Consider the following 11,925-nt stretch of genomic DNA (forward strand, 5'->3'; position numbering starts at 1 on the left):
GCGGTGCGGGCGCCCCTGTGGCGCCACACCGCCACCCTCCGCGACCTGGGAGCCCGATTGCCTCCGATCCCTCCGGCCGACCGCGCCGGCGCCCCGCACGGGCGCGCCGTCGACCCGGTGTTCCTCGCCCTGCCGCTGCGCGCCCTCGCCGACGCCGCCCTCACCCGGGCCCGCGAACTCGGCGCGAGCCACGCCGACTTCCGCCTGGAGCGGATCCGCAGCGCCTCCTGGCGGCTGCGCGACGCCCGCCCGGCCGGCACCTCGGACAGCGTGCAACTGGGCTTCGCCGTCCGGGTCCTGCTGGACGGCGCCTGGGGCTTCGCCGCCGGCGTCGACCTCACCACCGCCGCCGCGGCGAAGGTCGCCGAGCAGGCCGTCGCGGTGGCCCGCCTGTCCGGCGGGATCAGCCGCGCGGCCGGCTCCACCGAGCGGGTCGAGCTGGCCGACGAACCGGTCCACCGGGACGTCAGCTGGGTCTCCTCCTACGAGGTCAACCCCTTCGAGGTGCCGGACGCGGAGAAGACCGCGCTGCTCGCCGACTGGAGCTCCCGGCTGCTGGCCGCCGAGGGCGTCTCGCACGTCCAGGCGTCCCTGCTGACCGTCCAGGAGAACAAGTTCTACGCGGACACCGCGGGCACCATGACCACCCAGCAGCGGATCCGGCTGCACCCCGAACTGGAGGCCACCTCGGTCGACGAGCGCACCGGCGCCTTCGACTCGATGCGCACCCTGGCCCCGCCGGCCGGCCGCGGCTTCGAGTACCTGCGCGGGACGGGCTGGGACTGGGACGCCGAACTCGCCGAACTGCCCTCCCTGCTGGCCGGGAAGATGAAGGCCCCGAGCGTCGAGGCCGGCCGCTACGACCTGGTCATCGACCCGTCCAACCTGTGGCTGACCATCCACGAGTCGATCGGCCACGCCACCGAGCTGGACCGCGCGCTCGGCTACGAGGCCGCCTACGCCGGCACCTCCTTCGCCACCTTCGACCGGCTCGGCTCGCTCAGGTACGGCTCGGAGCTGATGCACGTCACCGGCGACCGCACCGCCGAGCACGGCCTGTCCACCATCGGCTACGACGACGAGGGCGTCGCCACCCAGTCCTGGGACCTGGTCAAGGACGGCGTCCTGGTCGGCTACCAGCTGGACCGCGGCATGGCCAGGCTGAAGGGCTTCGAGCGCTCCAACGGCTGCGCCTTCGCGGACTCCCCCGCGCACGTGCCGGTGCAGCGGATGGCCAACGTCTCGCTCCAGCCCGCCGCCGACGGCCCGGACACCGAGGACCTGTTCGCCGGGGTGGAGAACGGCCTGTACATCGTCGGCGACCGCTCCTGGTCGATCGACATGCAGCGCTACAACTTCCAGTTCACCGGCCAGCGCGCCTACGCCATCAAGAACGGCGAACTCGCCGGCCAGGTCAAGGACTTCGCGTACCAGGCCACCACCACCGACTTCTGGGGCTCGATGGCGGCGGTCGGCGGCCCGCAGACCTACGTCCTCGGTGGCGCCTTCAACTGCGGCAAGGCACAGCCCGGCCAGACCGCGGCGGTCAGCCACGGCTGCCCGTCGGCGCTGTTCCGGAACGTCAACGTGCTCAACACCCAGCAGGAGGCGGGTCACTGATGACCGCGATGCAGCCCCACGAACTCGTCGAGCTGGCGCTCGGCCTCTCCCGCACCGACGGCTGCGTGGTGATCGCCGACGAGGAGTCCACCGCCAACCTGCGCTGGGCCGGCAACGCCCTGACCACCAACGGCGTCACCCGCGGCCGGCGCCTCACCGTGATCGCCACCGTGACCGGCGCCGAGGGCACCGCCTCCGGCGTGGTCTCCCGCGAGGCCGTCACCGCCGAGGACGTCGAGGGCCTGGTGCGGGCCGCCGAGGAGGCCGCCCGCGCGGCCGGCCCGGCCGAGGACGCCCAGCCCCTGGTCGCCGACCGGCCGTCCTCCCCGGACTTCACCGAGCCGCCCGCGGAGACCTCGATCGAGGTGTTCGAGGCCTTCGGGCCGGCCCTCGGCGAGGCCTTCGCCCGCGCCGCCGCCCAGGGCGAGCTGCTGTACGGCTTCGCCCGGCACGAGCTGACCACCAGCTACCTGGGCAGCTCCACCGGCCTACGGCTGCGCCACGACCAGCCCACCGGCATGGTCGAGATCAACGCCAAGACCGCCGACCTGTCCGGCTCGGCCTGGGTCGGCGCCGCCACCCGGGACTTCACCGACATCGACGTCCCGGCCCTGCACGCCGAGCTGACCAAGCGCCTCGGCTGGGGCGCCCGCAAGGTCGACCTGCCGGCCGGCCGCTACGAGACGCTGCTGCCGCCCTCGGCCGTCGCCGACCTGATGGTCTACCTCAGCTGGTCCGCCGGCGGCCGGGACGCCGACGAGGGCCGGACGGTCTTCTCCAAGCCCGGCGGAGGCACCCGGATCGGCGACAAGCTCAGCGGCCTGCCGCTGACGCTGCGCTCCGACCCGAGCGAGCCCGGCCTGGAGACGGGCGCGTTCGTGCTCGCGCACTCCACCGGCGGGGACGTCTCCGTCTTCGACAACGGCGAGCCGGTCACCGCCACCGAGTGGATCCGCGAGGGCGTGCTGAACGACCTGGTCACCAGCCGCCACTCGGCCGGCCTCACCGGCCTCCCGGTGCGTCCGGCCATCGACAACCTCGTGCTGGAGACGGCCGACCAGGCGTCGGCGCCGACCCTGGACGAGATGATCGCCCGCACCGAGCGCGGCCTGCTGCTCACCTGCCTCTGGTACATCCGCGAGGTGGACCCGGCGACTCTGCTGCTCACCGGTCTCACCCGGGACGGCGTCTACCTGGTGGAGAACGGCGAGGTCGTCGGCGCCGTCAACAACTTCCGGTTCAACGAGTCCCCGGTGGACCTCCTCGGCCGGATCACCGAGGCGGGCCGCACCGAACGCTGCCTGCCCCGCGAGTGGAGCGACTGGTTCACCCGCACCGCGATGCCACCCGTGCGTGTCGCGGACTTCAACATGAGTTCGGTCAGCCAGGCCTCTTAGCCGCTGACCGACGGGGGGATACGAGAGACATGATGGACGAGAAGCGGCTGGTCCGGACGAGCAAGATGCTGTCGCGCATCCTGCGGCACGAGCCGGAGCTGGTGGGGATCACGCTGGACGGGTCCGGCTGGGTCCGGATCGACGCCCTGCTCACCGCCCTCGCGGCGAAGGGCAGGCCGGTCACCCGGGCCGAGCTGGACCACGTCGTGGCCACCAACAACAAGCGCCGCTTCGGCTACTCCCCGGACGGTCTCTCGATCCGCGCCAACCAGGGCCACACGGTGGCGGTCGACCTCGGCCTGACCGCCACCGAGCCGCCCCACGTGCTGTACCACGGCACCGCCGACCGGCACCTGGCGGCGATCTTCCGCGAGGGCCTGCGCCCGATGGCCCGCCAGGACGTCCACCTCTCCGCGGACACCGAGACGGCCACCCGGGTCGGCGCCCGGCACGGCCGCCCGGTGGTGCTGACGGTGAACGCGGCCGCGATGACGGCGGCCGGCCACGAGTTCCGGCTCAGCGAGAACGGCGTCTGGCTCACCGACGCCGTCCCCCCGCAGTACCTCTCCCGGCGTTCCTAGGGCCGCACGCCGCACCCCGAGGGCCTGTCCGCTCCGCCGGACAGGCCCTTCGCGTACCCGACCGGGTGGGTCCGCCCCACCCGGTCTCGTCGCCGCGTCCGCCCGGGCGTACCGTGAGGAGGCCGCGCGGCCAGGCGCGGGGGAGCGTGACGAGGGCGGTAGGACACATGGGCAAGAGCGCCGGCGACGGGCAGGTCTTCCGGATCACGGGAGCGCGCAGCAGCCTCACCGAGGACGTCCGGGGGCGCCAGCGGCGCTACGTCATCTCGATGCTGCTCCGTACGGTCTGCGTGCTGCTCGCCGTGGTGCTGTGGGACGTCCAGCGCGTGCTGGCGTTCGCCGCGCTCGCGGGCGCCGTGCTGCTGCCGTACTTCGCGGTGCTGATCGCGAACGCGGGCCGGGAACGGGCCCCGGGACTGCCGAGCACCTTCGACATCCCGCTGGACACCCCGCTGATGCTGGGCCCCGGTGGGACGGGTGGGGCGGGTGCGACCGGCGGTACTGGAGAGGCAAAGGCCGCTGCCACCGATCCTTCACAGCACGTGGACTGACCGTCCGCTTCTCCCCGGTTCGCCCCGATCCCCCTGGGCGAAAGCTCAAAAGAACCTCAGATTAATCATGCAAGACCTCCCCATCCGGGGGTCTTGGCGTGACATACTGCGTACGCGCTCCGCATCCCCCGTCGGAGCGACGGACCGACGCCGGGCAGCTCCCCCCGTGGCTGCCCGGCGTCGCCATGCCCGGACCCGGCCGCCCCGACCGGGCGTGACAGACTGGCGGGGCAGATTCACCCGCTATCGCTGAGGACGGCCCGATGGACACCCCGCAGACGCCGATCTGCTCCGCCAAGGGCTGCCGGGCGGACGCCGGCTGGGTGCTGGTGTGGAACAACCCCAAGCTGCACACCCCGGACCGCCGCAAGACCTGGCTCGCCTGCGACGAGCACCGCGAGCCCCTGTCCCAGTTCCTCGGCGTGCGCGGCTTCCTCAAGGAGGTCGTCGCCTTCGCCGACTGGACCCCCGAGGAACCCGGCGCCTCGACCCCGGGCGTCTAACCGCCGACCCCGGGCGTCTAACCGCCGATCGCGGACATCGGCCGCTCCGGCTGCAGGAACTCCGGGGCGTCGATCCCGGCCCCGGCCTTCTTGCCCCACATCGCCGCCCGCCACAGCGCGGCCAGCTCGGCGTCGTCCGCGCCGGAGCGCAGCGCGGTGCGCAGGTCGGTCTCCCCGGTCGCGAACAGGCAGTTGCGCACCTGGCCGTCGGCGGTCAGCCGGGTCCGGTCGCAGGCCCGGCAGAACGGCCGGGTCACGGAGGCGATCACACCCACCCGGCCCGGACCGCCGTCCACCAGCCAGCGCTCGGCGGGCGCCGCGCCCCGACGGGCGGACGGCTCCGGGGTGAGCGCGAAGCGGGCGCGGAGCAGTCCGAGGATCTCCTCCGCGGTGACCATGGAGCTGCGGTCCCAGCCGTGCTGGGCGTCCAGCGGCATCTGCTCGATGAAGCGCAGCTCGTAGCCGCGCTCCAGGCACCAGGCCAGCAGGTCGGCCGCCTCGTGGTCGTTGACCTCGCGCATCAGCACCGCGTTCAGCTTCACCGGCGCCAGCCCGGCGGCCTCGGCGGCGGCCAGGCCGTCCAGCACGTCCTGGTGCCGGCGGCGGCGGGTGAGGGTGTGGAAGACCTCGGGGTCGAGGGTGTCCAGCGAGACGTTGACCCGGTCGAGCCCGGCCTCGCGCAGCGCCGTCGCGGTGCGGGCCAGTCCGATGCCGTTGGTGGTCAGCGAGAGTTCGGGGCGGGGCTCCAGCTCGGAGCAGGCGGCGACCACCGCGACCAGCCCGGGGCGCAGCAGCGGCTCGCCGCCGGTGAAGCGGACCTCGCGGACGCCCAGGTCGCGCACCGCGACCGTGACCAGCCGGACGATCTCCTCGTCGGTCAGCAGGTCGGGCTTGGCCAGCCACTGCAGGCCCTCCTCCGGCATGCAGTAGGTGCAGCGCAGGTTGCACCGGTCCGTGAGGGAGACCCGTAGGTCGACGGCCTGGCGTCCGAAGGTGTCGAGCAGCACGTGCGTCCTTCCCGAAATGCGGCCGGCCCGGCCACCGTCAGGCGGGCCGGGCCAGCATAGTCATCGCGGGACGATCAATGGGCGCCCAGTCCGGTCAGCGAGCGGACCTCCAGTTCAGCGTACTTCGCCGGGTCGGGCCGTTCGGTGGACAGCAGGGTGCCGATCCAGCCCGCGAGGAAGCCGATCGGGATGGAGACCAGGCCGGGGTTCTCCAGCGGGAACCAGTGGAAGTCGACGCCCTGGAACAGGGAGTTCTTGCCGCCGGACAGCACCGGGGAGAAGACCACCAGCACCACGGAGGAGGTCAGACCGGCGTAGACCGAGCTGACCGCGCCCGCGGTGGTGAAGCGCTTCCAGAACAGCGAGTAGAGCAGGGTGGGCAGGTTCGCCGAGGCGGCCACCGCGAAGGCGAGCGCCACCAGGGCGGCGGTGCTGAGCTTGCCCGCGTAGAGGCTGAGCACGATGGCGACCGCGCCGATCGCCACGGCCGCCCACTTCGCCGAGCGCACCTCCTCCTTCTCGCTCGCCTTTCCGCGCCGGATCACGTTGGCGTAGAGGTCATGGGCGAAGGAGGCGGAGGAGGCCAGGGTGAGCCCGGCGACCACGGCGAGGATGGTGGCGAAGGCGACGGCCGAGATCACCGCGAGCATGATCGCCCCGCCGGTGGTGCCGGCCCCGCCGCCGAGCTGTTCGGCGAGCAGCGGCGCCGCGGTGTTCCCGGAGGGCGTCTTGCCCTCGACGGCGACCATGCCGCTGCGGCCGACCAGCGCCGCCGCCCCGAAGCCGAGGGCCAGGGTCATCAGGTAGAAGACGCCGATGATGCCGATCGCCCAGAGCACCGACTTCCGCGCGGCCTTGGCGGTGGGGACGGTGTAGAAGCGGACCAGGATGTGCGGCAGCCCGGCGGTGCCGAGCACCAGCGCGATGCCGAGGCTGATGAAGTCCAGTTTGGAGGTGTTGCTGGCGCCGTATTTCAGCCCGGGTTCGAGGAAGGCCGTGCCCTTGCCGCTCGCGGAGGCGGCCGCGCCCAGCAGTTCCGAGGGGTTGAAGTGGTACTTGGCGAGCACCAGGACGGTCATCAGCGCGGCGCCGGCGATCAGCAGCACCGCCTTGACGATCTGCACCCAGGTGGTGCCCTTCATGCCCCCTATCACCACGTAGATGATCATCAGGGCGCCGACCGCGAGGATGGTCCAGCGCTTGGCGGCGTCCCCGGTGACGCCCAGCAGCAGGGCCACCAGCGCCCCGGCGCCGACCATCTGGGCCAGCAGGTAGAAGATCGACACCACGATGGTGGAGACGCCCGCCGCGGTGCGCACCGGGCGCTGGCGCATCCGGAAGGCGAGGACGTCCGCCATGGTGAAGCGGCCGGAGTTGCGCAGCGGCTCGGCGATCAGCAGCAGCGCGACCAGCCAGGCGACCAGGAAGCCGATCGAGTAGAGGAACCCGTCGTAGCCGTTGAGCGCGATGAGGCCGGCGATGCCGAGGAAGGACGCCGCGGACATGTAGTCGCCGGAGATGGCCAGGCCGTTCTGGAAGCCGGTGAAGCCCCGGCCGCCGGCGTAGAAGTCGGCGGCGCTCCGGTTCTGCCGCCCGGCCCAGACGGTGATGACCAGGGTGGCCACCACGAAGACCCCGAACAGGGTCATCGTCAGGCCGCGGTGCTCGGTCGCGGAACTGGCGAGCGGGATCATTCGGCGGACTCCCGGGGGGCGTGGACGACGGCTCCGTGCGCTTCGCGGATCGCGGTGGCGGCCGGGTCGATCCGCCGGTCGGCGTAGCGGGCGTACCAGGCGGCGATCGCGAAGGTGGTGACGAACTGCAGCAGTCCGAGCACCAGGGCGACGTTGACGTGCCCGAGGACCTTGGTGCCCATCAGACCGGGGGCGTAGCACGAGAGCAGGACGTAGAGCAGGTACCAGAGCACGAAGCCGATGGTGACCGGGAAGGCGAAGCTCCGGAACGAGCGCCGCAGGGTGCGGAACTCCTCGCTGTCATCGATCAGTTGGACTTCCGTAGCGGTAGTGGTGATCGGCGGCGAATCCACTCTCTCTCCTCACTCCTTCGGCGTAGCTGGCACACGGGGGGAACGATCGAACGTGAGGGGCGTCACATCGCGAGCGCGCCGCGCAATGCTAGGAGCGTCGTGCCCACCCCGAAAGGGGTTGACCGCGATCAGCCAGCCGTTCACCCCCTCGCAGCATCCAAATGGCCGAAAACCACCACCTGTGCCATCTCCCGCCTCCCCCTCCCCATACGAAGAGGGGCGGCACCGACCAGCGGTGCCGCCCCTCTCGACGAGACGTCAGAAAGCGATCCGGACCTTCAGCGCCGAGCGGTCGTCCATCGCCCGGTAGCCGTCCGGCACGCCGTCCAGGCCGACCGTGCGGTCGAAGACCAGGCCCGGCTCGATGGCCCCGGAGAGGACGTCGGGCAGCAGCTCGGGGATGTAGGCGCGGGCCGGAGCCACGCCGCCGTTCAGCGAAACGTTTCGGCCGAACATCTGGCCGATGTCCACGCCCGCGCTGCCGCCGTGCGGCACGCCGACGTACCCGACCGCGCCGCCGTCCCGGGTGATCGAGATGGCCGTCCGCATCGACTCCTCGGTGCCGACCGCCTCCAGCACCGCGTGCGCGCCCTGGCCGCCGGTCAGCTCCTTGACCGCCTCGACGGCCGCGTCCCCGCGCTCGGCGACCACGTCCGTCGCACCGAAGCGCCGGGCCAGCTCGGTCCGGGCGGTGTGCCGGCCCAGCGCGATGATCCGGCCCGCGCCCAGCCGGTGCGCCGCCAGGACGCCGCACAGGCCCACCGCGCCGTCGCCGACCACCGCGACGGTCGCCCCGGGGCGCACCCCGGCCGAGACCGCCGCGTGGTGCCCGGTCGACATCACGTCCGACAGCGCCAGCAGCCCGGGCAGCAGCTTCTCGTCGCCCGCCGCCTCCTTCGGCAGCTTCACCAGCGTCCCGTCCGCGAACGGCACCCGGACCGCCTCGCCCTGACCGCCGTCCGAGCCGACCTCGCCCCAGAACCCGCCGTGCGGGCAGGAGGTCTGCAGTCCTTCGCGACAGAAATCACACGTCCCGTCCGACCAGACGAACGGGGCCACCGCCAGGTCGCCCTTGGCGAAGCCGCGCACCTCGGTGCCGACCTCCTCCACCACACCCAGGAACTCGTGCCCGATCCGCTGCCCGGCCACCCGCTGGGCCACCCCGCGGTAGGCCCACAGGTCGCTGCCGCAGATGCAGGCGTTCACCACACGGAGCACGACGTCCGTCGGGTGCTTGATCACCGGGTCCGGTACGTCCTCGATCCGGATGTCGTTGGGGCCGTGAATCACGGTGGCACGCATGCGCTGTTCCTCACAAGAAGACGATCTCGACCAGGTGTACGACACCCCCGACGACCACTCTATTCCGGCCGGTCGGTCGGAACATTCCGGCCGGACCCCTCCGGCCCGCCCCTTATCCTGTTGGACCATGCAACCGATCCAGCCCGCGCCGAGGACCGCCCCGGTCCCCGCACAGCGCTCCGCCGCCCCGACCGAGGGCTTCGCGGTCGTCGACGTCGAGACCACCGGTCTCGGCCGCTCCGACCGCGTCATCTCGGCGGGCGTCTACCAGCTGGACCCGGACGGCGAGGTCACCGACCACTGGTACACCCTGGTCAACCCCGAGCGGGACCCGGGCCCGGTCTGGATCCACGGCCTGACCGCCGAGCTGCTCGCCACCGCCCCGACCTTCCCGCAGATCGCCGACGAGTTCGCCGACCGGCTGCGCGGCCGGGTCCTGGTCGCGCACAACGCGCTCTTCGACTGGAACATGATCTCCCGCGAGTTCTCCCGGGCCGGCCTGAACGCCCCCGTCGAGCAGCGGATCTGCACCATGGTCCTCTCCCGCGACCTGCGCCTGCCGCTGCCCAACGGCAAGCTGGCCTCGCTCGCCGCCCACTTCGGCGTCCGGCAGCTCCAGGCCCACAACGCCCTGGACGACGCCCGGGTGCTCGCCGAGGCCTTCCGCCCCAGCCTGCGGCTCGCCCGCCTCGGCGGCGTCCCGCTGCCCCTGCAGAACTGCGTCGCGGTCACCGACCTCGGCGAGGACGAACCGGCCTCCCCGAGCCGGGCCTCCTGGACCGGCGCGAACTACCGCCAGTCCAAGAAGCGCCCGCCCTGCCCGTACCCCAACCCGGGCCGCTGGCAGGACGGCGAGCCGCTGGTCCAGGGCATGCGGGTGGCCTTCACCGGCGACACGGCCACCGACCGCGAGGTCCTGGAGGACCGCGCGGTCGAGGCCGGCCTGCACATCGCGAGCTCCGTGAGCCGCCTCACCAGCCTGCTGGTCACCAACGAGCCGGACAGCTGGAGCGGCAAGGCGCGCAAGGCCCGCGAGGTCGGCACCCCGGTGGTCACCGAGGACGCGTTCCTCCAGCTCCTGCGCGAGGTCGCCCCGCACCCCGGTGCGTGAGCCGGTTGTGAGGTCGGCGTACCGTTCCCATGTGTACCGTTTTCTGCTGACCCGCCAGTGGCTGATCACCATGCTGATCGCGCTGCTGCTGATCCCCGCGACGATCAAGCTGGGCTTCTGGCAGCTGCACCGCCACGAGGCACGGGTGGCCCGGAACGAGCTGATCGGCAAGGCCCTCACGGCAGCTCCGGTCCCCTTCGACTCCCTGTCGCCCACCCCGGGCTCCACGGTCCCCAAGGACCTCACCTGGCGCGCGGTCACCGCCACCGGCCAGTACGACCCGGCACACGAGTTCGTGGTCCGCAAGCGCACCGACTCCAGCGGGGACACGATCGGCTACTTCGTCGTGACCCCGCTGAAGCTCTCCGACGGCAGGGGCACCGTCCTCGTCAACCGCGGCTGGGTCGCCTCCGGCGCCACCGCCACCGAGTACCCGCCCGTCCCGGCCGCCCCCACCGGCGAGGTCACCCTCACCGGCCGCCTGCGCGCCGACGAGACCTACGGCGCCAGCGGCATCAAGGACCGCGCCGGCCTGCCCGCCCGCCAGTTCAACCTGATCAACACCGACGAGCAGGCCAAGGAGAGCGGCGCCACCCTCCTCGGCGGCTACCTCGAACTCTCCGCCACCACCCCGGCCCCGGCCGACCAGCCCCAGCTGATCCCCGAGCCCAACCACTCCGACATCGGCCCGCACATGGCCTACGCCATCCAGTGGTGGCTGTTCACCGCGATGATCCCGGTCGGCGTCTGGATCCTCGCCCGCCGCGAGGCCAAGGACCGCGCCAAGCAGGCCGCCGAACCCGAACTCGTCCCGGCCTAGAGCACGTCGTCCAGCTCCCGCAGCAGCCGCGCCTTCGCCCGCGCCCCCACCACCGACCGCACCGGCTCCCCACCCCGGAACACCGTCAACGTCGGCATCGACAACACCCCGTACGCCGCCGGCGTCCGCGGATTGCGATCCACGTCGACGCTCACCACCCTCAGCCGGTGCGCCTCCTCCCGCGCGATGTCCGCCAGCACCGGCGCCATCATCCGGCACGGCGGGCACCAGTCCGCCGTGAACTCCACCAGCACCGGCCCGTCCGCCGCCAACACCTCCGCCGCGAACGTCTCGTCCGTCACCGCCGGCACACCCACGATCCGCACCATCGCCTACTCCTCCGTCAGTTCACACAGTGGTGGTCGCTCGGAAGCCGCGAGGTCGTCCCGCGCCCGCACCGCCCGCTCGAACTGCCCGGCCACCCGCGCCCGCACGTCACGCAACTTCGCGATGCAGTCGTCCAACTCGGCGAGCTTGCGCTCGTACACCTCCAACGACGCCGGACACGCGTCGCCCTCCGGGTGCCCCGCCCGCAGACACTCCACGAACGGCCGGGTCTCCTCCAACCCGAACCCGAAGTCCTGCAACATCCGGATCTCCCGCAACAGCCGCAGATCCCCCTCGTCGTACGCCCGGTACCCATTGCCCGCCCGACGAGCCGGCAACAACCCCAACTGCTCGTAGTACCGCAACGCCCGCGTGGTCGTCCCCGCCCGCTCCGCCAACTCCCCGATCCGCACGCCGCCCCACTCCTCCCGCGCTTCCACGACGACCGTAAACCTTCCCCCAGACGTCAACGCCAGCCCCATTCCCGCACCAGGCAAAAGCCCACCCACACCCCCTCACCCCAACCCCACCCACACCCCCTCACCCCACCTCACCCCACCCCCTCCTCACCCGACCAAGCGAGAGGGACGCGCTGCGGAAGGGGCGGCGCAGGGGGTGGCCCGGAGAGGGGCGTTGCGGGTGATTTTCAGACTGCCAAC

13 protein-coding genes are annotated in these 11,925 nt (G+C 72.4%); 7 read left to right on the forward strand and 6 right to left on the reverse strand.

Annotated features, from left to right (window positions below; translation table 11 throughout):
* The first annotated feature begins 66 nt into the window (after positions 1–66).
* From ACIRD3_RS39105 to ACIRD3_RS39125, 5 genes are all read left to right on the forward strand, one after another.
* Positions 67–1,620: a TldD/PmbA family protein gene (locus ACIRD3_RS39105; RefSeq protein WP_402226586.1), complete on the forward strand. Its 1,554-nt coding sequence runs from the start codon at positions 67–69 to the stop codon at positions 1,618–1,620.
* Complete coding sequence (locus ACIRD3_RS39110; RefSeq protein ID WP_402226557.1) at positions 1,620–3,017, forward strand: metallopeptidase TldD-related protein; 1,398 nt, start codon at positions 1,620–1,622, stop codon at positions 3,015–3,017. The genes ACIRD3_RS39105 and ACIRD3_RS39110 overlap by 1 nt, the downstream gene beginning before the upstream one ends.
* Before the next feature lie 32 nt (positions 3,018–3,049).
* Positions 3,050–3,598, forward strand: a complete 549-nt coding sequence (locus tag ACIRD3_RS39115; RefSeq protein WP_402226587.1) for an RNA 2'-phosphotransferase — start codon at positions 3,050–3,052, stop codon at positions 3,596–3,598.
* 167 nt (positions 3,599–3,765) lie between these two features.
* Positions 3,766–4,149 carry a DUF3099 domain-containing protein gene (locus ACIRD3_RS39120; protein ID WP_402226559.1) on the forward strand — a complete coding sequence of 128 codons (384 nt, stop codon included), beginning with the start codon at positions 3,766–3,768 and terminating at the stop codon, positions 4,147–4,149.
* A gap of 263 nt (positions 4,150–4,412) precedes the next feature.
* Positions 4,413–4,652, forward strand: a complete 240-nt coding sequence (locus tag ACIRD3_RS39125) for a hypothetical protein (RefSeq protein WP_402226561.1) — start codon at positions 4,413–4,415, stop codon at positions 4,650–4,652.
* A 17-nt stretch (positions 4,653–4,669) separates the two neighbouring features.
* Here the strand turns inward: ACIRD3_RS39125 and moaA are convergent, their stop codons facing one another.
* The 4 genes from moaA to ACIRD3_RS39145 all read right to left on the reverse strand — a co-directional run bounded on the left by moaA (position 4,670) and on the right by ACIRD3_RS39145 (position 9,008).
* Positions 4,670–5,659, reverse strand: coding sequence for a GTP 3',8-cyclase MoaA (moaA, locus tag ACIRD3_RS39130; protein WP_402226563.1), 990 nt, complete (start codon positions 5,657–5,659; stop codon positions 4,670–4,672).
* 74 nt (positions 5,660–5,733) lie between these two features.
* The gene (locus tag ACIRD3_RS39135; RefSeq protein ID WP_402226566.1) at positions 5,734–7,353 is read right to left on the reverse strand and encodes a cation acetate symporter; all 1,620 of its coding nucleotides are present in this window, start codon (positions 7,351–7,353) and stop codon (positions 5,734–5,736) included.
* Positions 7,350–7,706: a DUF485 domain-containing protein gene (locus ACIRD3_RS39140; protein WP_402226569.1), complete on the reverse strand. Its 357-nt coding sequence runs from the start codon at positions 7,704–7,706 to the stop codon at positions 7,350–7,352. Before ACIRD3_RS39140 ends, ACIRD3_RS39135 begins: the two co-directional genes overlap by 4 nt.
* Before the next feature lie 258 nt (positions 7,707–7,964).
* The gene (locus ACIRD3_RS39145; RefSeq protein WP_402226571.1) at positions 7,965–9,008 is read right to left on the reverse strand and encodes a zinc-dependent alcohol dehydrogenase family protein; all 1,044 of its coding nucleotides are present in this window, start codon (positions 9,006–9,008) and stop codon (positions 7,965–7,967) included.
* 127 nt (positions 9,009–9,135) lie between these two features.
* Here ACIRD3_RS39145 and ACIRD3_RS39150 point away from each other — a divergent pair, with 127 nt between their 5' ends.
* Positions 9,136–10,119: a DEDDh family exonuclease gene (locus tag ACIRD3_RS39150; protein WP_402226573.1), complete on the forward strand. Its 984-nt coding sequence runs from the start codon at positions 9,136–9,138 to the stop codon at positions 10,117–10,119.
* A gap of 31 nt (positions 10,120–10,150) precedes the next feature.
* Complete coding sequence (locus tag ACIRD3_RS39155; RefSeq protein ID WP_402226576.1) at positions 10,151–10,939, forward strand: SURF1 family protein; 789 nt, start codon at positions 10,151–10,153, stop codon at positions 10,937–10,939.
* Here ACIRD3_RS39155 and trxA read toward each other — a convergent pair.
* Both trxA and ACIRD3_RS39165 read right to left on the reverse strand, forming a co-directional pair.
* The gene (trxA, locus tag ACIRD3_RS39160; RefSeq protein ID WP_402226578.1) at positions 10,936–11,268 is read right to left on the reverse strand and encodes a thioredoxin; all 333 of its coding nucleotides are present in this window, start codon (positions 11,266–11,268) and stop codon (positions 10,936–10,938) included. The two genes, ACIRD3_RS39155 and trxA, sit on opposite strands and share 4 nt — an antisense overlap.
* A 3-nt stretch (positions 11,269–11,271) precedes the next feature.
* Positions 11,272–11,679 (reverse strand): MerR family transcriptional regulator, encoded by a 408-nt coding sequence (locus ACIRD3_RS39165; RefSeq protein WP_402226590.1) that lies wholly within the window; start codon positions 11,677–11,679, stop codon positions 11,272–11,274.
* Positions 11,680–11,925: the final 246 nt, after the last annotated feature.

The organism is Kitasatospora sp. NPDC093550, from assembly GCF_044764985.1.
Taxonomy (GTDB): Bacteria; Actinomycetota; Actinomycetes; order Streptomycetales; family Streptomycetaceae; genus Kitasatospora.

Excerpts from the sequence above, each read along its gene's own strand:
- ACIRD3_RS39110 (WP_402226557.1), top strand. The coding sequence starts at position 1,620 with ATGACCGCGATGCAGCCCCACGAACTCGTCGAGCTGGCGCTCGGCCTC.
- ACIRD3_RS39115 (WP_402226587.1), top strand. The coding sequence starts at position 3,050 with ATGGACGAGAAGCGGCTGGTCCGGACGAGCAAGATGCTGTCGCGCATC.
- ACIRD3_RS39120 (WP_402226559.1), top strand. The coding sequence starts at position 3,766 with ATGGGCAAGAGCGCCGGCGACGGGCAGGTCTTCCGGATCACGGGAGCG.
- ACIRD3_RS39125 (WP_402226561.1), top strand. The coding sequence starts at position 4,413 with ATGGACACCCCGCAGACGCCGATCTGCTCCGCCAAGGGCTGCCGGGCG.
- ACIRD3_RS39135 (WP_402226566.1), bottom strand. The coding sequence starts at position 7,353 with ATGATCCCGCTCGCCAGTTCCGCGACCGAGCACCGCGGCCTGACGATG.
- ACIRD3_RS39145 (WP_402226571.1), bottom strand. The coding sequence starts at position 9,008 with ATGCGTGCCACCGTGATTCACGGCCCCAACGACATCCGGATCGAGGAC.
- ACIRD3_RS39150 (WP_402226573.1), top strand. The coding sequence starts at position 9,136 with ATGCAACCGATCCAGCCCGCGCCGAGGACCGCCCCGGTCCCCGCACAG.
- trxA (WP_402226578.1), bottom strand. The coding sequence starts at position 11,268 with ATGGTGCGGATCGTGGGTGTGCCGGCGGTGACGGACGAGACGTTCGCG.